We start from the raw sequence: 19572 nt of genomic DNA, 5'->3' as shown, positions 1-19572 counted from the left end.
TTTTTTTATTTTGCATACTGTAAGTGAGGAAACTTTGTTGCAAAGCACTTTCTTTCGGTGTTAAAATTACGTTTATGTGAAAGATTCGGGGGTTGCAAATTTATGAATAAACGAGACTATTATGAGGTCCTTGGACTTAGCCAGGGCGCTTCAAAAGATGAAATTAAAAAAGCGTATCGTCGTTTGGCTAAAAAGTACCATCCAGACGTAAGTAAAGAAGAAAATGCAATTGAAAAGTTTAAAGAAGTACAAGAAGCATACGAAGTATTGAGCGATGATCAAAAGCGTGCGCAGTATGATCAATTTGGTCACGCGGGTCCGAATCAAGGTTTCGGTGGCGGAGGAGACTTCGGCGGTGGCTTCGGTTTCGAAGATATCTTTAGTTCATTCTTTGGCGGTGGCGGCGGAAGACGTCGTGACCCGAATGCTCCACGTCAAGGTGCTGATTTACAATATCAAGTTACTTTAGAGTTTGAAGAAGCTATTTTTGGTAAAGAATTAAACGTTGAGATTCCAGTGGAGGATCCATGTGATACTTGTAAGGGTAGTGGAGCAAAACCAGGGACTTCAAAAGAAACATGTAAACATTGTTCAGGATCAGGGCAAGTAAGTGTAGAACAAAATACACCATTTGGGCGTATTGTAAACCGTCAAGCTTGTGGACATTGTTCAGGAACAGGTCAAATGATTAAAGAGAAATGTACGACATGCCATGGTTCTGGTAAAGTTCGTAAACGTAAAAAAATCAATGTTAAAATTCCAGCGGGTATCGATAATGGTCAACAAATTCGTGTATCTGGAAAAGGTGAAGCAGGCGTAAATGGCGGACCGGCAGGTGACTTATATGTTGTTGTTCATGTGAGAAATCATGAATTCTTTGAACGCGAAGGGGATCACATTATTTGCGAAATGCCAATAACATTTGCGCAAATGGCACTTGGTGCGGAAGTTGAAGTTCCTACCGTTCATGGCAAAGTGAAGCTGAAAATTCCAGCAGGAACACAAACAGGAACAGAATTCCGCTTAAAAGGAAAAGGTGCTCCGAACGTACGTGGATATGGTCAAGGAGATCAATATGTAGTCGTTCGTGTTGTTGTGCCGACGAAATTAACTTCACATCAAAAAGATTTATTGCGTGAATTTGCAGGGCAAGAAGAGCAGGATGATAGCTTATTCAGAAAGCTTAAACGTGCTTTCAAAGGGGAATAATGGAAATAAAAAATGGAGTTGGTAAATTGTGAAATGGTCAGAAATTAGTATTCATACAACAGAAGAAGCAGTAGAAGCTGTCTCTCATATTTTGCATGAAGCAGGCGCTAGCGGGGTTGCGATTGAGGACCCAGCGGAGTTGACGAAAGAGCGCAAGCAACAATACGGTGAGATTTATGCACTTAACCCAGATGAATATCCAAGTGAGGGTGTTTTGGTAAAAGCATATTTCCCACAAACGGATTCTTTACACGAAACAGTTGCAGGTGTAAAATCATCTATTGATGCACTACCATCTTTCGACATCGAAATTGGTAAAGGAACTATTACAATTAATGAAGTCGATGAGGAAGATTGGGCTACTGCTTGGAAGAAGTATTATCATCCAGTTCAAATTTCTGATACATTCACAATTGTGCCGACGTGGGAAGAGTATACACCGTCTTCTCCAAATGAAAAAATTATTGAATTAGATCCAGGTATGGCGTTTGGTACAGGGACACATCCCACAACGACGATGTGTATTCGTGCGTTAGAAAAAACGGTTCAGCCAGGTGATACTGTGATTGATGTGGGGACAGGTTCGGGGGTACTTAGTATTGCTGCGGCAAAATTAGGTGCGGCTTCTGTTCAAGCGTATGATTTAGACCCAGTTGCAGTTGAAAGTGCAGAAATGAATGTGCGCTTAAATAAAACAGATGACATTGTCAATGTTGGACAGAATAGTCTATTAGAGGGTATTGAAGGCCCAGTTGATTTAATCGTAGCAAATTTACTAGCGGAAATTATTCTTCTATTCCCTGAAGATGCAGCGAGAGTTGTGAAGCCAGGTGGATTATTTATTACATCTGGTATTATTGGGGCGAAAGAAAAAGTAATTTCTGAAGCGTTAGAAACAGCTGGATTTTCAATTGAAGAAGTACTTCGAATGGAAGATTGGGTAGCAATTATTGCACGAAATGCGTAATATAGATTTTAGTCTATAAAGAACAGGGGAGTCTCTCACCGTATAAGGTGAGGGACTTGCCGTTTGTTATATGAAAATGATAACGTTTCGTTCTTTTCGTAAGTATTGACTTACGAAAGGAACGAAACTCTACTAAGGTGATTATATGCAACGTTATTTTGTAGAAGAGAAATATGTAAATGAGACAAGTATTCGCATAATGGGTGATGATGTCCATCACATCGCAAGAGTGATGCGTATGTCAGCTGGTGACCACATTTATTGCTGTGTAAATGGTAAAACAGCAGAGTGTTCAATTGCTGAAATTACCAGTGAATTTGTGGATACCACTATTGTAGAATGGGTAGAGGCGTCAAGCGAACTTCCTGTGTTCGTGACGATTGCAAGTGGACTGCCGAAAGGAGACAAGCTAGAGTTAATTTTTCAAAAAGGAACTGAGCTTGGGGCAGCTGCATTTTTACCATTTCAAGCATCTCGATCTATTGTAAAGTGGGATGCGAAAAAAGCAGATAAAAAAGTTGAGCGTTTGAAAAAAATTGTAAAAGAAGCTGCGGAACAATCGCATAGAAGTGAAATTCCAGAAGTACACGTTCCCTCATCATTTAAACAACTGCTGTCGATGAGTAGCGAGTATGATGTTTGTCTTGTTGCGTATGAAGAAGAAGCGAAACAAGGTGAGAAATCTAATTTTGCGAAAGCTTTAGCGACGGTTAAACCAGGCCAAAAGCTGCTGATTGTATTTGGACCAGAAGGCGGCTTAGCGGGGGAAGAGATAACCGCACTTCGTGAACATAAATTTGTACCATGTAGTTTAGGACCAAGAATTTTAAGAACAGAAACGGCTCCGCTTTATGCGTTAAGTGCCGCTTCTTATCATTTTGAATTGATGGGGTGATAATCAATGGCAACTGTTGCGTTCCACACGTTAGGTTGTAAAGTAAACCACTATGAAACAGAAGCGATTTGGCAATTGTTTAAACAAGGTGGTTATGAAAGAACTGAATATGAAAAAAAATCTGATGTATACGTTATTAACACATGTACAGTAACGAATACTGGAGATAAAAAAAGCCGTCAAGTAATTAGACGTGCTGTACGTCAAAATCCAGATGCGGTAATTTGTGTAACTGGATGTTATGCACAAACATCTCCAGCGGAAATTATGGCGATTCCAGGTGTAGATATTGTTGTTGGTACGCAAGATCGTGAGAAGATGTTAGGATACATCGAAGAATTCCGTAAAGAGCGTCAACCAATTAATGCTGTCCGCAATATTATGAAAACACGTGTATATGAAGAGCTCGATGTACCATATTTCACGGACCGTACACGTGCATCTTTAAAAATACAAGAAGGTTGTAATAACTTCTGTACATTTTGCATCATTCCTTGGGCGCGTGGTTTAATGCGTTCTCGTGATGGAAAAGAAGTTATTAAACAAGCGCAGCAATTAGTAGATGCGGGCTATAAAGAAATCGTATTAACAGGTATTCATACAGGTGGGTACGGTGAAGATATAAAAGAGTATAACTTAGCTGGATTACTGCGCGATATGGAAGCGGAAGTAGGCGGATTGAAACGCCTTCGTATTTCTTCTATTGAGGCGAGTCAAATTTCTGATGAAGTAATTGAAGTGTTAGATAAATCAGAAGTAGTTGTACGTCACTTGCATATTCCATTACAGTCAGGATCTAATACTGTATTGAAACGTATGCGCCGTAAGTATACGATGGAATTTTTCCAAGAGCGTTTAGATCGTTTGAAAGAAGCGTTACCAGGTCTTGCGATTACATCAGACGTAATTGTTGGATTCCCAGGCGAAACAGAAGAGGAATTCATGGAAACGTACAATTTCATTAAAGAGAATCGTTTCTCTGAATTACACGTTTTCCCTTATTCGAAACGTACAGGTACTCCAGCAGCACGTATGGAAGATCAAGTTCCTGAAGACGTGAAGAACGATCGTGTTCACCGTCTAATTGAGCTATCAAATCAATTAGCGAAAGAGTATGCTTCTAGATTTGAAGGTGAAGTACTTGAAATCATTCCGGAAGAGACATTTAAAGATGGTGACCGTGAAGGTTTATATGTAGGTTATACAGATAACTACTTAAAAATTGTGTTTGAAGGATCTGAAGAATTGATTGGTAAGCTAGTAAAAGTGAAAATTACAAAAGCTGGTTATCCATATAACGAAGCGCAGTTTGTTCGTGTTCTTGAAGATGATGTAAAAAAAGAATCAGCAAGCGCATAAAGTGAAACTTTAATCAGTGGGGGGGGTTGTTCATCCCCGCTGATTATCAGCCTGACCCCCGCCTAAGTTCTTTGCTTTCGCTGAATTTTGAGGTGGGGGTCTTACTGTCCTGGCAAATAGCGGGATAAAAAAGCATGCAAACGGAAACGATTTGCATGCTTTCTTTTTTTTTTGGGAGAAGTTAAGTACTGAAAAGGCAGGTACGTTGAATGAGTAGTTATTTAATGCTTTCTTGTATTAAAAAAGGTGTAATGATAAAAAATATAGTTGTCTTCAGGGGAAAAGGATAATAGCTATCTACATAGCTTTTGAACAGGTAAGGGCATCTATTCTTCTTTTATTCTGCCAAATAGTTGACCTGAAGTGATAAAATGTATTATAATCGTAAAAGACATGCTGAAGAAGGGTTTCTTTTTGCATGCTGAAATTAGTATGTAAGTGTGATGTTTCGGAGGGAGGGAAAGAGAATGTCAAAAACAGTCGTTCGTAAAAACGAGTCTTTGGAGGATGCACTTCGCCGTTTTAAAAGATCGGTTTCTAAAACTGGTACACTTGCTGAAGCAAGAAAGCGCGAGTTTTATGAAAAGCCAAGTGTAAAACGTAAGAAGAAATCTGAAGCGGCAAGAAAGCGTAAGTTCTAAGAGAGGGTGTAAGTTATGAGTCTTCTCGGTCGTTTAAACGATGATATGAAACAAGCGATGAAGAATAAACAAAAAGAAAAATTAACCGTTATTCGTATGGTTAAGGCTGCTTTACAAAATGAAGGTATTAAACTGCAACATACTCTTACTGAAGAAGAGGAATTAACAGTTTTAGCTCGTGAAGTAAAACAGTATAAGGACTCCCTCCTTGAATTTAAAAAAGCTGGTCGTGAAGACCTTGTTGATAAACTGCAAAGTGAAATTCAGATTTTAAGCGCATATTTGCCGGAGCAATTAACAGAAGAAGAACTAGCGGATATAATTAAGCAAGTTATTTCTGAAGTTGGTGCTACATCTAAAGCAGATATGGGTAAAGTGATGACTGCTGTTATGCCGAAAGTAAAAGGTAAAACAGACGGATCACTTGTGAATAAGCTGGTTATCCAGCTATTAGCATAAAAAAGCGTCTCATTTCGTATGAGACGTTTTTTTATGCTTTTTTCAGTTTGGACGTGATATTACAAGCTCTTTTTTCATACATATGGGATGAGAGGGGGTCTTTTGAGATGAAAAAAATAGAACAAATGAAGAATTGGTTAACGAAGCAAATAGACCTGCCAGTGGATGTGTTAATGGATCTACCTCGGATCACGCTTGTTGGGCAAGTACATATCTATATAGAAAATCATCGAGGATTATTAGTGTTTTCAGATAAAGAGGTAAGATTGCTATTGAAACATGGTCAATTATTAATTAAAGGTCAATCCTTTGTTATTAAAACAATCCTTCCAGAAGAACTGTTGCTTGAAGGGATTATTGAACAAGTGACGTTTTTAGAAAATGAAAAGAAAGAGGAGTGAGGAGAAACTTCCGTTTGTGAAGTTTTTCTTCGTTACCTTGTATTAACAGGCGGTAACGTTCTGGCCTCAATATTCGGTTCGTACAAAGAGGATAGGTGGGAATTGAGTTCCACGTAAAAAACTGGCTCGTGAAGGTTAATAATTAGTGAGGATCAAGGAATCTGCTAATTAAAATTTTAGTACGAGCTAGTTTGATAATCGAATTGAAAAGTAGTGTATCTACTTTTAGAAAGGTAGTGGAGATAGTCGATGAAAAATAAATGGTTTATAAAATGGCTTGGGTATGTAAAGGTGCGAATTGAAGGTAGAGGAGCGGAACGCTTTGTTAACGAGTGTGTGCGGAAGAAATTACTCGTTTGGGATGTAAAGAAGATAGCTGATGAAACGTTAGTTTTTTGTATGTTATTACGAGATGTGAAAAAGATAAAACCAATTTATAGAAAAAATGAATGTAAATTATATTTTATTGGACGTTACGGTTTTCCTTTTTGGAATAAGCGTGTAATTAAAAATAGTGGATTTTTAATTGGGTTTTTAATATTTTTTTTCGGAATGATCGCATTGTCAAATATGGTGTGGAAAATTGAAATTACAGGTGCAAAACCTGAAACAGAATATATATTGATGAAAGAATTGGACAAAATGGGTATAAAAAAAGGTAAATTACAATTCCAAATGCCGAGTGTAGAAGATGTTCAACGTCATTTGACAGACAATATTAATGCGATTACTTGGGCGGGATTAGAAATAAGAGGGACAACATATCATTTTAAGATTGTTGAAAAAAATGAGCCGAAAAAAGAAAGTGAACAACAGCCACAAAACTTAGTAGCAAAAAAAGAAGGGATTATTACAAAAACATTTGTGGAAGTTGGGAAGCCGGTTGTCATGAAAAATGACCATGTAGAAAAGGGGCAACTTCTCGTATCCGGGATGTATGGTAATGAGGAGAATCCGACAGTTGTTTCGGCTAAAGGGATTGTATATGGAGAAACGTGGTATAAATCTGAGGTGGATGTTCCGTTAAAGACACAATTTCAAGTGTATACTGGTAATTCATACAATGAATATTTCCTTAAATTTGGGAGTACTAAAATAAAAATATGGGGATTTCTACAGGATAAGTATAAGCGCTCTCGTACTGAAAGTGTAAAACATGATGTGAAATTATTTGGATTTACATTACCAATTGCATACGAGAAAGATATTGTACGAGAAGAGGAAGAAGCGAACCGAGAATATACCGAAAAACAAGCAATGAAAGTAGCGAAAGAGATGGCAGAAAAAGAACTGAAGAAAAAATTGGATGAACATGCTATGATTGTAAGTGATAACATTTTGAGTAAAGAGGTTGAGGCGGATCACCTAAAGGTCACATTACATTATACAGTGATTGAAAATATTGCAGAGCCACAACCAATATCTGAATCCGATATTCAAGGAGACTGAGTAATGGCAGAACAATTAGTAGAAATGAACCAACAATTGGAAAACCCCAACGAAGCAATCGCTCTTTTTGGGGTAAATGATGCTCATTTAAAAGTAATTGAACGAGAACTTAGTGTATCGATTGTGACTAGAGGAGAATCTGTTCGTGTATCTGGGGCAGATGAAACTGTGGTGCTCGTAGAAAAAATCTTACAACAGTTACTTGTTGTTATCCGTAAAGGTGTATCAATTTCGGAAAGAGATGTTGCGTATGCGATTCAGCTTGGGCAACAAGGGAAAATTGCTCAATTCGAAGAATTATATGAAGAGGAAATTTTTAAAACGGCAAAAGGTAAATCCATTCGTGTGAAAACGATGGGGCAAAGACGATATATTCATGCAATGAAAAAGAATGATATTGTGTTTGGGATAGGACCTGCTGGGACAGGAAAAACATACTTAGCCGTAGTAATGGCTGTGAGAGCTTTAAAGCAAGGGTATGTAAAGAAAATTATTTTAACAAGACCTGCTGTAGAAGCTGGAGAGAGCTTAGGGTTTTTACCAGGTGATTTGAAAGAAAAAGTAGATCCGTATTTACGTCCACTATATGATGCGTTACATGATATTCTTGGACAAGAATATACACAACGTATGATGGAACGTGGTGTAATTGAAATTGCACCTCTTGCTTATATGAGAGGGCGTACTCTTGATGATTCATTTGTTATATTAGATGAGGCGCAAAATACAACTGGTGTTCAAATAAAAATGTTTTTAACACGATTAGGTTTTAGTTCTAAAATGGTTATTACGGGGGATCCCTCACAGGTAGACTTGCCAAAAGGGGTAAAGTCAGGTCTTTCTATTGCTGCTAATATTTTATCTGGTGTATCAGGTCTTTCGTTCATTACATTGGAACAAACGGACGTTGTGAGACACCCGTTAGTGCAACGTATTATTGAGGCATATGATAAAATGGAATGATCCTATTTGTCAGGATCATTTCTTTTTGTATGATAAGGTTGGCGAATGACATATTTTTTACTATCATTAAAGACGAGGGAAATAAACTATAGGTGAGAGTGGATAAAAATGTTGTCCAAAAAGTATCGTTACCTAGAAGAAATGAAAGCTATAAATAGTTTCACTTTATTTCTGGAGAGGAGAAGGTATTGAAATCATGTCAAGATCTCAAGAAATTTCTAAGTGGTTTCGTAATTTACAACATTCGAAAAAACTAAGTTGGATTTCTTACGTTTTATTAGGGGCAGTGCTGTTTTTTGCACTTATGAATAATGTAAAACCAGAGCAATTAGATGTTACAACATATTCTATTGCGAAAAAAACAATCCATTCTCCTATTAAAATTGAAGATAAAGTTACAACGGACAAAAAGAAAAAAGAAGCCGCTACAAAAGTTGAAGATCAATATACATATAAAAGTGAGTATAAACAAAATAAAGTGGATATTGTGAATGACGTCTTTGCTAAAGTAGATGAAGTGATACAAGAGATTAAAGCGGTTGGACCGGATGAGCAAAAAAAGATTACTGATGCTGAAAAAGTGGACAAGTTGAAAAAAAAATTGCCTACTGATTTAACGAAAGAATTATCTGATTCAAACTTACTAAACTTAATTAATGCGGATTCGAACCAATTAGTATTAGCGAAAGATGCAACAGTTACAGCTATTAATAGTATCATGACTGAGCATGTTAAAATGGATGAATTGAAGGATGCGAAGGAACGATATGTAAGTGAGATGAATAGTGTTAATGTTGATAATGGTTTAAAGGAATCTATTAAGGCGTTAGGGAAATATGCGATTTCTGCAAACTATTTTTATGATCCGACCTTAACAAAAGAGAAGAGAAAAGCGGAAGAAGATTTAGTTCCACCTGTTTATATTCTTCAAGGGCAAGTCCTTGTTAGAGAAGGTGAAACGATTTCAAGTGATATGTACAATCAGTTGAAATTAGTTGGCCTGTTAGAAAAAGGGAACAGTTTTCAACCCTATGTTGGGTTAGCGGTACTCATTGGTGTGCTATTGTACTTTATGCATAAGCAGTTTGAAGTGTTTTTACAGCGGAAAAGAGAAGATAGGCCGTATGTCTTAGCGTATATTACAATTTTGTCTATCACGATTGTTTTAATGAAAATCATTAGTTTGTTTCAAAAGCTTGAGTATGCAGGAATCGCGTATGTTGTTCCAGTTGCAATGGGAACAATACTTGTAAAATTAATGATTGGTGATCGATTTGTATTTTTAACGAGTATGATCTTTTCTGTATGCGGAAGTATTATGTTTAATGAAGGTGTAACGAGTACACTGAATTATAGTGTGGGGATTTATGTTTTATTAAGTTCATTATCAGTTAGTATTTTCTTGAGAGAAAAAAATCGTCGTACGATGATTTTACAAGCTGGTATACTCGTTTCTGTATTAAATGTAGTCGTATTAGCGGCTTTGCTATTATTACGTAACGGGAATTTTTCGCCTCTTGAAATTGGGGTGCAATTATTAATGGCTGCTGTTTCGGGTATTATCTCTTCTGTTCTAGCTATGGGGATTTTACCGTATTTAGAAAGTGGTCTTGGGATTGTATCGAGTATGAAATTGATGGAACTTTCAAGTCCGAATCACCCGCTTTTGCGTAAAATTTTATTAGAAGCACCAGGTACATATCACCATAGTGTAATGGTAGCTAATCTCTCAGAAGCTGCTTGTGAAGCAGTTGGAGCAAATGGAGTATTAGCGCGTGTAGGGGCGTATTATCATGATGTAGGGAAAACGGTACAACCACAGTTTTTTATTGAAAACCAAATGGGTATTGAAAACCCGCATGATAGATTAGACCCTGTAACGAGCAAAGATATTATAATTGCTCATGTAACCGATGGGGTGAGAATGTTAGAAGAACACCATATACCTCAAGAAATTATCGATATTGCTGGACAGCATCATGGTACAACGTTACTTAAATATTTTTATTATAATGCGATTAAAGAAGATAAAGAGAAATATACGGAGGAAATGTTCCGCTATCCAGGATCAAAAGCAACTTCTAAAGAGTCGGCGATCGTTGGTATTGCTGATAGTGTGGAAGCGGCGGTACGTTCGATGAACCATCCAACACCAGATCAGATTAATAATTTAGTGCAAAGTATTATTAAAGATCGCCTGCAAGATGGTCAATTTAGTGAATGTGATTTGACATTTAAGGAACTACAAATCGTTGGAAAAACGTTATGTGAAACGTTAAATGGTATTTTCCATTCCCGTATTACATATCCGGAACCGCCGGAAGAAAAGGAGAAAGAATGAGTTTATTAATTGATTTTATTGATGAAACAGAAGAAGTGAAAGACGAATATATAAGTTTGATTCGAGGTTTAGTAGAGAAAGCAGCCCAAATGGAGAACATAGAAGAAGGCGCAGAATTATCGGTTACATTTGTAGATAATGAACGTATTCGTGAAATAAACCGTGATTACCGAGATAAGGATCAGCCTACGGACGTTATTTCTTTTGCTATGGAAGAAATGGGAGAAGGCGAAATGGAAATTGTCGGTGCAGAGATGCCGCGTATGTTAGGAGATCTTATTATTTCTATTCCGAGAGCAAAAGAACAAGCTGAAGAATATGGACATTCTTTTGATCGGGAACTTGGGTTTTTAGCACTACATGGCTTTTTGCATTTGCTTGGTTATGATCATATGACAGAAGAAGATGAGAAAGAAATGTTTGGAAGACAAAAAGAAATTTTAGAGGCCTTTGGATTAGGACGATGAAAACAGGAAAACTTTTAGATAGTTTTGGATATGCTATAGCTGGTATATACTTTTGTCTTCGTCATGAACGAAATATGAAAATTCATTATTTAGCCGCAGTCATCGTTATATGCTGCGGCTTTTATTTCCATATTACAACAATGGAATGGATTGTCGTACTTATTGTGATAGGGATTGTAATGAGTTTAGAGATGGTGAATACGGCTATTGAAAAAACAGTAGACTTAGCAACCGTCGATATTCATCCGGTTGCGAAAATTGCAAAGGATGTTGCAGCAGGGGCAGTTTTATTATTTGCAATTATAGCTGCTGTAATTGGTGCTATTATCTTTTTACCGTATATGGTATAGTTGCATTCCGAAGCTTTTATTAAGCTTTGGGAGCGCCGTGAAGGCCTTTAATGAAAGAGTGTATCTATTCACATCTATGAACGGAAAGGATGCGGGAATATGAATAGCGAACAATTAATTCAAGAAGCAACCGAAGCGCGTAAACGAGCGTACGTACCATATTCTAAATTTCAAGTAGGTGCAGCTTTACTAACTCAGGATGGAAAAATATATCGTGGATGTAATGTTGAAAATGCATCATATGGTTTATGTAACTGTGCAGAAAGAACAGCGTTATTTAAGGCAATTTCTGAAGGGGATAACGAGTTTGTAGCTATTGCAGTCGTAGCGGATACAAAGCGTCCAGTACCTCCTTGTGGAGCATGTCGACAAGTTATGATAGAATTATGTAAACAGGATACGAAAGTATACCTATCAAACTTACATGGTGATGTTCAAGAGACAACAGTCGGAGAATTGTTACCAGGAGCATTTTTAGCGGAGGATTTACATGAATAGAAAAGGTTATAAATCAGGTTTTGTCTCTATTATTGGCAGACCGAATGTTGGGAAATCTACATTTTTAAATCGTATTATTGGCCAAAAAATTGCCATTATGAGCGATAAGCCACAAACAACTCGTAATAAAATTCAAGGTGTATATACAGAAAATGATTCACAAGTAGTTTTCATTGATACACCAGGAATACATAAACCTAAACATAAACTAGGCGATTTCATGGTGAAGATGGCTCAAACGACATTAAAAGAAGTTGATATTGTTTTGTTTATGGTCAATGCAACTGAAGGATATGGTCGTGGTGAGGAATTTATTATTGAGAAATTACAAGAAACGAAACAACCGGTATTTTTGGTAATTAATAAAATTGACCAACTTCATCCAGAGCAATTGCTGGAGTTGATTGATCAATATCGTAAATTATATGAGTTCGCGGAGATTGTGCCAATTTCTGCATTGGACGGTAATAACGTTGAAGCGTTAATCGGAGCAATTAAAAAGTATTTACCAGAAGGACCGCAATATTACCCGGATAATCAAGTAACGGATCATCCAGAGCGATTTATTATTTCAGAGCTTATTCGTGAAAAAGTATTACATTTAACACGTGAAGAAGTACCGCATTCTGTAGCGGTTGTTATTGATGCAATTCAAAAGCGTGAGGGCGGAGCGGTTTATATAAACGCAACGATTGTTGTTGAACGTGCATCACAAAAAGGAATTATTATAGGTAAGCAAGGGAAGATGTTAAAAGAAGTCGGTAAGAGAGCTCGTTTTGACATTGAAGCACTTCTTGGTTCTAAAGTATTTTTAGAAGTATGGGTGAAAGTGCAAAAAGATTGGCGTAATAAGATGTCACAGCTTCGTGACCTTGGTTTCCGTGAAGACGAGTATTAATATGAAGTAAAGTTGTGATCAGTGGATGTTTTGTTCATCCGCTGATTATTGGTTTTTATGAACCTTGATAAATTAGGAAAAATTTTTCTCACATGAAAATGAACAAAATGGGTCAACTTAATAACAACAAAAGAAATTGGTTTATAGGCTACGCTTATTGAGAAAGGTGGATTCTTATGCTAGATTTTACCTGGAAGTTTTTCTCCAAAACAGGAAGCATTGAAACGTATTTGCTTTTGAAAGAAATGGAAAAAGACGTAAACGATGAGATGGATCAACATGAAGAGGAGTTAGCGCATCTAGACTCTCCAATTTCTTGACCCGTTTTGTTCAAACCTTGGATGGTGACGAACATGTTTCAAAAAGTTGAGGGCATTGTTATCCGTACGACTGATTACGGAGAAACAAATAAGATTGTTACAATATACTCACGGGAATTTGGTAAGGTAAGTGCAATGGCAAGAGGGGCGAAAAAGCCGAAGAGTCGGTTAGCAGCTATTTCGCAACTTATGACACATGGTCATTTTCTTATTCAAATGGGATCTGGACTTGGAACTTTGCAACAAGGCGAGATTATTTCATCTATGAAAGAAATTCGTGAGGATATATTTTTAACTGCTTATGCATCATTTATTATTGAATTAACCGATAAAGCAACAGAAGATAAGAAGCATAATCCGTATTTATTTGAAATGTTATATCAAACGTTGCATTATATGTGTGAGGGTGTTGATCCAGAAGTATTATCATTAATTTATCAAACGAAAATGCTTCCGGTATTAGGGATGCGCCCGTACTTTGATACATGTGCTATTTGTCATCAAGAAACAGATTTTGTCGCCTTCTCTGTCCGGGAAGGCGGTTTTCTGTGCTCGCGTCATGCGGAGCAAGATCCGTATCGTATTCCGGTGGGAGAGGCTGTTCATAAATTATTACGTCTCTTTTTTCACTTTGATTTACACCGGCTCGGTAATGTATCGGTGAAGGATAGTACAAAAAAACAAATGCGCACAGTATTGAATACATATTATGACGAATATTGTGGGATTTATTTGAAAACAAGGCGTTTCTTGGAACAACTTGATAAGTTTCAAATATAAAAAGGGCCGTATACGGTCCTTTTTACATACTTTCTTTTTCGAATAGCATATTTAGTATATAATATTTAAGAGATAGTATAACTTTTTTCGTTGTGCATTAAAGGTGGTGATTATCATAGAGCTGAATAAACGGCAAGAGCATATCATTCAGATTGTAAAAGATCACGGTCCTATTACAGGGGAGTCAATTGCTGGGCAATTGGGTTTAACACGTGCAACGCTAAGACCAGACTTAGCAATTTTAACGATGGCTGGTTATTTAGAAGCGCGTCCACGTGTAGGTTATTTTTATACGGGTAAAACCGGGGGACAGCTATTATCTGAAGCTGTTAAGAAAATTAAAGTGCAAGATTATCAATCTAGACCGGCTGTAATTGATAAAAATGTATCAGTATACGATGCAATCTGTACTATGTTTCTAGAGGACGTTGGTACATTATTTGTTGTAGATCAAGCTACTTTATTAGTTGGCGTTGTATCTCGTAAAGATTTATTACGAGCTAGCTTAGGAAAGCAGGATTTAACCTCTCTTCCGGTTAATATTATCATGACAAGGATGCCAAACATTGCGATGTGTCGCAGGGAGGATTCTTTATATGATATTGCGATGGAATTAATAGAAAGACAGATTGATGCGATGCCGGTTGTGAAGGATACGAAACAAGGTTTAGAAGTGATTGGACGAATTACAAAAACAAATATTACACGTGCGTTTGTAAATTTAGTAAATAACGAATAAGTGTAATTTGTTTAAAGTGAGGTAATGTAATGGATAATAAAATCGTATATGTCGTATCTGACTCTGTAGGAGAAACGGCTGATTTGGTTGTTAGAGCGGCAATGGGACAGTTCCCATTCGCTCCTGATATTAGGCGTGTACCGTATGTAGAAGATACAGGGACATTAAAAGAAGTAATCTCGATTGCCAAGAGCAATCAAGCGCTTATTTGTTTTACGTTAGTAAAGCCTGATATGCGTCAATATTTATTGACAGAAGCGGCAAAAGAAGGAGTAGAGGCATACGATATTATCGGACCTCTTATCGATCAAATTGAAGAAATTACAGGGCAAGTACCAAGGTATGAGCCAGGTGTCGTTCGAAGATTAGATGAAGAGTACTTTAAAAAAATTGAAGCGATTGAATTTGCAGTTAAGTATGATGATGGTAGAGATGCACGTGGTATTTTAAAAGCTGATATCGTGTTGATTGGAATTTCACGTACATCAAAAACACCACTTTCACAATATTTAGCGCATAACAAACGTTTGAAAGTTGCTAATGTACCACTTGTACCGGAAGTGGATCCGCCTGAGGAATTATATCAAGTGGCAAAAGAGAAATGTTTCGGTTTGAAAATTATACCAGATAAGTTAAATCATATTCGAAAAGAACGATTGAAATCACTTGGATTAAGTGATGGAGCAACATATGCAAATATTAATCGTATTCAAGAAGAAATTGATCATTTTGAGGAAGTAATTAGTAAAATAAATTGTCAAGTGATTGATGTATCAAATAAGGCAATTGAAGAAACAGCAAATATTATTGTGAATGCAGTGCAAAACCAAAAAATGTTTTAGCACATTTACCAAAGGTGAATGTGCTTTTTTCGCTCGTGAGAAGGCGTTAGAGGAAGATGCGAAGTAGAGCATGAACTTTCGGCTTAGTAATAGAATATAGCGGAATGGTTATACTTATATTCTTCTGTTTTTTAATTATGCTAAAGGAACGATTTCGTTATCTTTAAGTGTAAGATGAAAATTAAAGGGATATGTAGCGTAGTTGAAGAAAATATATTATAATAAAAAATTGTGATAAAAACCTATATTTTACGTTTAGACTTTAATTTTTCAGAATAAACTAGGGATAGGATTTTCGAAAAAGACATGTCTTTACGTTAAATCGACAAAATCTAGACAAGAAAACGCACATTATGGAAGGATTCACAGAAGGGATGTAGAATACAGCAATATGCAAAACATCAGATAAGATATTATTTGATGCAGATGCGTATCCCGTGAAGAATGCAATTGTGCAAGTTGGAACAAAATTTTATGTCGAAATTTTGTTTGTCGTATCCTATGCTCATCGTTCAAGAAAACAGCAAGGTAATTGGGTCTATGTAGATTCTGAGCAAGATGAAGTTGACTGTTATATTTATTAACATGCAAAAGCTACAGATCTCATGATCATACAGGCTATAGTGCTTCTTGCTAGTCTTCTTGTGAAAAAGGAGTATATGTATTGTCTCCAGGAGATACATTTGTAACAGATGAGCAAATGTATACAATTTTATATAGTAGTATGTATCTGCGAATTTACGCAGACTGGGGACTTATACGAAAGGTCCAAAATCGTTTACACAATGTGATCGACAGTACTTTCTAACAAATTTAGAAAAATATTGTCGAATTATAAAGGAATCTTTTAATTTATATCGAATACAAAATACGACACGGAGATGGAGTTATGGGGAACAGAATTCCTGAAGAAGTTGTTGAACAGATTCGGACATCATCCGATATTGTAGAAGTGATTGGTGAGTATGTTCAACTTAGAAAGCAGGGGCGTAACTATTTCGGTCTTTGTCCATTTCATGGTGAGAATTCTCCTTCATTCTCTGTTTCATCTGATAAGCAAATTTTTCATTGTTTCGGATGTGGAGAAGGTGGAAATGTATTTTCTTTTCTTATGAAAATGGAAGGACTTGCTTTCACAGAGGCTGTTCAAAAGCTTGGCGAAAGAAATGGAATTGCAGTTGCAGAATATACATCAGGGCAAGGACAACAACAACAAGAAGACATATCTGATGACACTGTCATCATGCAACAGGCTCATGAACTTTTGAAAAAGTATTATCATCATTTATTAGTAAATACAGAAGAAGGAAATGAAGCACTTTCATATTTATTAAAACGTGGTATTACAAAAGAGATGATTGAGAAATTTGAAATTGGTTATGCATCACAAGCTTGGGATGCAGCGACGAAAATTTTACAAAAAAGAGGTTTGTCGCTATCTAGTATGGAACAGGCTGGCCTTCTTGTAAGAAGTGAGAAGGATGGCAGTCATTATGACCGCTTCCGCGGAAGAGTTATGTTTCCGATTTATACTTTACAAGGTAAGGTGATAGCGTTTAGTGGAAGGGCATTAGGAGATGACACTCCGAAATATTTGAATAGTCCTGAAACACCGATTTTTTACAAAAGTAAGCTGTTGTATAATTTCCACCAAGCAAGGCCGTTTATTAGAAAACGTGGGCAGGTTGTCCTTTTTGAAGGTTATGCCGATGTACTAGCCGCGGTGAAAAGTGGTGTGGAAGAAGCTGTTGCGACAATGGGAACAGCTTTAACTGAAGAACAAGCGAAACTTCTGCGACGTAACGTTGAAACTGTTGTTCTTTGCTATGATGGTGATAAAGCAGGGCGAGAAGCGACGATGAAAGCAGGGCAATTACTATTGCAAGTTGGTTGCCAAGTAAAAGTTACATCCTTGCCAGATAAGCTTGACCCTGATGAATATGTGCAACAATATGGGACAACCGCTTTTGAAAATCTTGTGAAATCAAGTATAAGTTTTGTTGGTTTCAAAATAAATTATTTGCGTTTAGGGAAAAATTTGCAAGATGAGTCTGGCAAAGAAGAATATGTAAAAAGTGTTTTAAAAGAGTTATCATTGCTACAGGATGCGATGCAGGCGGAATCATATTTAAAATCATTATCGCAAGAATTTTCGTATTCAATGGAAACACTTTTGAATCAATTGCACCAATATCGCAAAGAACAAAAGGTACAGCAAAAACAAATAAAGCAGGTTTCTAAGCCATCTCAAATTGTTCAAACGAAACCGAAATTAACAGGTTTTGAAAGGGCAGAAAGAGAAATTATTTACCATATGTTGCAAAGTGCAGAAGTGACAGTGCGTATGGAACCTCATATAGAAGATTTTTATACAGAAGAACATAAAGGGATTTTATATGAACTATACGCATATTATGAAAAGGGAAATGAACCTTCAGTCGGAACATTTTTAAGTTGGCTCTCTGATGAAAAGTTGAAAAATATTATTACTGATATTTCGACGGATGAATTTATTAATCCAGAGTACACAGAAGAAGCGTTACAAGGTCATTTGGAGGCGCTAAGACGCCATAAAGAAAAACTTGAAAAGATGGAAATTATCTTTAAAGTAAAACAAATGGAAAAAACAGATCCTGTAGAGGCTGCTAAATATTATGTGGCATATTTACAAAGTCAAAAAGCAAGAAAATAGCTTTTTCGATAAAGTTTTAGTATAATGAATGTTTGTATCTCGCGTAAGGAGGGGAACAGATGGCTGATAAACCAGCTCGTTCTAAACAAATTGAAACTGAAATGACCCTTGAGCAAGTGAAAGAACAACTCACTGAGCTCGGAAAAAAACGTGGCGTTCTTACATATGAAGAGATTGCAGAACGCATGAATGGATTTGAAATTGAATCCGATCAAATGGATGAATACTATGAATATTTAGGTGAACAAGGGATTGACTTAGTTGGTGACAATGACAACGACGAAGGTCCTAATAATCGTCAAATTACAAAAACGGAAGAAGAATTTGACCTTAATGATTTAAGTGTGCCGCCAGGTGTGAAAATCAATGACCCTGTTCGTATGTACTTAAAAGAAATTGGTCGTGTAGACTTACTATCTGCTGAAGAAGAAATTCGACTTGCGACACGTATTGAAGAAGGCGATGAAGAAGCAAAACGCCGTCTTGCAGAAGCAAACTTACGTCTTGTAGTAAGTATTGCAAAGCGCTACGTGGGCCGTGGTATGCTTTTCTTAGACTTAATCCAAGAAGGAAATATGGGTCTAATTAAGGCAGTTGAAAAGTTCGACTACCGTAAAGGTTTTAAATTTAGTACGTATGCAACTTGGTGGATTCGCCAAGCTATTACACGTGCGATTGCAGACCAAGCGCGAACAATTCGTATTCCAGTTCATATGGTTGAAACAATTAATAAGTTAATCCGTGTACAACGTCAATTATTACAAGATTTAGGACGCGAACCATCTCCTGAAGAGATTGGTGAAGAAATGGATCTTGCTCCAGAAAAAGTACGCGAAATCTTAAAGATTGCACAGGAGCCAGTTTCTCTTGAAACACCAATTGGTGAAGAAGACGACTCCCATTTAGGTGACTTTATCGAAGACCAAGAAGCAACATCGCCTGCGGACCATGCAGCGTATGAATTGCTAAAAGAACAATTAGAAGATGTGTTAGATACACTAACAGATCGTGAAGAAAATGTTCTGCGTCTTCGTTTTGGTTTAGATGATGGACGAACTCGTACGCTTGAAGAAGTTGGGAAAGTATTCGGCGTAACGAGAGAACGTATTCGTCAAATTGAAGCGAAAGCACTTCGCAAATTAAGACATCCAAGCCGTAGTAAGCGTCTTAAGGATTTCTTAGAATAGGCTACCTTTAAGTTTACTTCACTTTTGTGAAGTAAACTTTTTTATTTTGTTAATTTTTGTTAAAATTTAGCTATCGGCAACGATTACAATTTCTTGTAATTTATTTTACAGAATT

General features: G+C 36.8%; 21 protein-coding genes. All 21 read left to right on the top strand.

What is annotated here, in order from left to right:
• Nucleotides 1-102: 102 nt before the first annotated feature.
• On the top strand, nt 103-1209 hold the full coding sequence (gene dnaJ, locus ABH955_RS10575; protein WP_002015197.1) for a chaperone protein DnaJ: 1107 nt from the start codon (nt 103-105) through the stop codon (nt 1207-1209).
• A gap of 28 nt (nt 1210-1237) precedes the next feature.
• Nucleotides 1238-2176: a 50S ribosomal protein L11 methyltransferase gene (prmA, locus tag ABH955_RS10570; RefSeq protein WP_002138379.1), complete on the top strand. Its 939-nt coding sequence runs from the start codon at nt 1238-1240 to the stop codon at nt 2174-2176.
• Nucleotides 2177-2321: 145 nt separating this feature from the next.
• Nucleotides 2322-3071: a 16S rRNA (uracil(1498)-N(3))-methyltransferase gene (locus tag ABH955_RS10565; protein WP_404491100.1), complete on the top strand. Its 750-nt coding sequence runs from the start codon at nt 2322-2324 to the stop codon at nt 3069-3071.
• Between the two features lie 6 nt (nt 3072-3077).
• On the top strand, nt 3078-4430 hold the full coding sequence (gene mtaB / locus ABH955_RS10560) for a tRNA (N(6)-L-threonylcarbamoyladenosine(37)-C(2))-methylthiotransferase MtaB (protein WP_002015193.1): 1353 nt from the start codon (nt 3078-3080) through the stop codon (nt 4428-4430).
• 467 nt (nt 4431-4897) lie between these two features.
• A complete protein-coding gene (gene rpsU, locus ABH955_RS10555) occupies nt 4898-5071 on the top strand; it encodes a 30S ribosomal protein S21 (protein ID WP_000048061.1) in 174 nt (57 codons plus the stop codon).
• Nucleotides 5072-5086: 15 nt separating this feature from the next.
• A complete protein-coding gene (locus ABH955_RS10550; RefSeq protein ID WP_000054578.1) occupies nt 5087-5530 on the top strand; it encodes a GatB/YqeY domain-containing protein in 444 nt (147 codons plus the stop codon).
• Between the two features lie 107 nt (nt 5531-5637).
• Complete coding sequence (gene yqfC, locus ABH955_RS10545) at nt 5638-5931, top strand: sporulation protein YqfC (RefSeq protein ID WP_002067170.1); 294 nt, start codon at nt 5638-5640, stop codon at nt 5929-5931.
• Between the two features lie 249 nt (nt 5932-6180).
• Nucleotides 6181-7380, top strand: coding sequence for a sporulation protein YqfD (gene yqfD, locus ABH955_RS10540; RefSeq protein ID WP_002015190.1), 1200 nt, complete (start codon nt 6181-6183; stop codon nt 7378-7380).
• Nucleotides 7381-7383: 3 nt separating this feature from the next.
• The gene (locus tag ABH955_RS10535) at nt 7384-8343 is read left to right on the top strand and encodes a PhoH family protein (protein WP_002015189.1); all 960 of its coding nucleotides are present in this window, start codon (nt 7384-7386) and stop codon (nt 8341-8343) included.
• A 196-nt stretch (nt 8344-8539) separates the two neighbouring features.
• A complete protein-coding gene (locus tag ABH955_RS10530) occupies nt 8540-10684 on the top strand; it encodes an HD family phosphohydrolase (protein WP_002015188.1) in 2145 nt (714 codons plus the stop codon).
• A complete protein-coding gene (gene ybeY, locus ABH955_RS10525) occupies nt 10681-11151 on the top strand; it encodes an rRNA maturation RNase YbeY (RefSeq protein WP_002088675.1) in 471 nt (156 codons plus the stop codon). The genes ABH955_RS10530 and ybeY overlap by 4 nt, the downstream gene beginning before the upstream one ends.
• Nucleotides 11148-11501 (top strand): diacylglycerol kinase family protein, encoded by a 354-nt coding sequence (locus tag ABH955_RS10520; RefSeq protein WP_002143170.1) that lies wholly within the window; start codon nt 11148-11150, stop codon nt 11499-11501. The genes ybeY and ABH955_RS10520 overlap by 4 nt, the downstream gene beginning before the upstream one ends.
• Nucleotides 11502-11600: 99 nt before the next feature.
• The gene (locus ABH955_RS10515) at nt 11601-11999 is read left to right on the top strand and encodes a cytidine deaminase (protein WP_113935594.1); all 399 of its coding nucleotides are present in this window, start codon (nt 11601-11603) and stop codon (nt 11997-11999) included.
• Complete coding sequence (gene era / locus ABH955_RS10510) at nt 11992-12897, top strand: GTPase Era (protein WP_002088672.1); 906 nt, start codon at nt 11992-11994, stop codon at nt 12895-12897. The genes ABH955_RS10515 and era overlap by 8 nt, the downstream gene beginning before the upstream one ends.
• Nucleotides 12898-13073: 176 nt before the next feature.
• A complete protein-coding gene (locus ABH955_RS10505) occupies nt 13074-13217 on the top strand; it encodes a YqzL family protein (protein ID WP_000883924.1) in 144 nt (47 codons plus the stop codon).
• Nucleotides 13218-13250: 33 nt separating this feature from the next.
• Complete coding sequence (recO, locus tag ABH955_RS10500) at nt 13251-13997, top strand: DNA repair protein RecO (protein WP_002129136.1); 747 nt, start codon at nt 13251-13253, stop codon at nt 13995-13997.
• A gap of 106 nt (nt 13998-14103) precedes the next feature.
• Nucleotides 14104-14736 (top strand): transcriptional regulator CcpN, encoded by a 633-nt coding sequence (ccpN, locus tag ABH955_RS10495; protein ID WP_002015181.1) that lies wholly within the window; start codon nt 14104-14106, stop codon nt 14734-14736.
• A 29-nt stretch (nt 14737-14765) separates the two neighbouring features.
• A complete protein-coding gene (locus tag ABH955_RS10490) occupies nt 14766-15578 on the top strand; it encodes a pyruvate, water dikinase regulatory protein (protein ID WP_002015180.1) in 813 nt (270 codons plus the stop codon).
• A 664-nt stretch (nt 15579-16242) separates the two neighbouring features.
• On the top strand, nt 16243-16386 hold the full coding sequence (locus ABH955_RS10485) for a hypothetical protein (RefSeq protein ID WP_162836445.1): 144 nt from the start codon (nt 16243-16245) through the stop codon (nt 16384-16386).
• Between the two features lie 81 nt (nt 16387-16467).
• Nucleotides 16468-18270, top strand: a complete 1803-nt coding sequence (gene dnaG, locus ABH955_RS10480) for a DNA primase (protein WP_002015179.1) — start codon at nt 16468-16470, stop codon at nt 18268-18270.
• Between the two features lie 59 nt (nt 18271-18329).
• Nucleotides 18330-19457, top strand: coding sequence for an RNA polymerase sigma factor RpoD (gene rpoD / locus ABH955_RS10475; protein WP_000764062.1), 1128 nt, complete (start codon nt 18330-18332; stop codon nt 19455-19457).
• Nucleotides 19458-19572: the final 115 nt, after the last annotated feature.

Origin of the sequence: Bacillus sp. RC240 (genome assembly GCF_044907945.1) — a bacterium.
GTDB lineage: Bacteria > Bacillota > Bacilli > Bacillales > Bacillaceae_G > Bacillus_A > Bacillus_A mycoides.
Note: the sequence above shows the minus strand (reverse complement) of the source record. Positions and strands in the feature narration are given on the sequence as shown.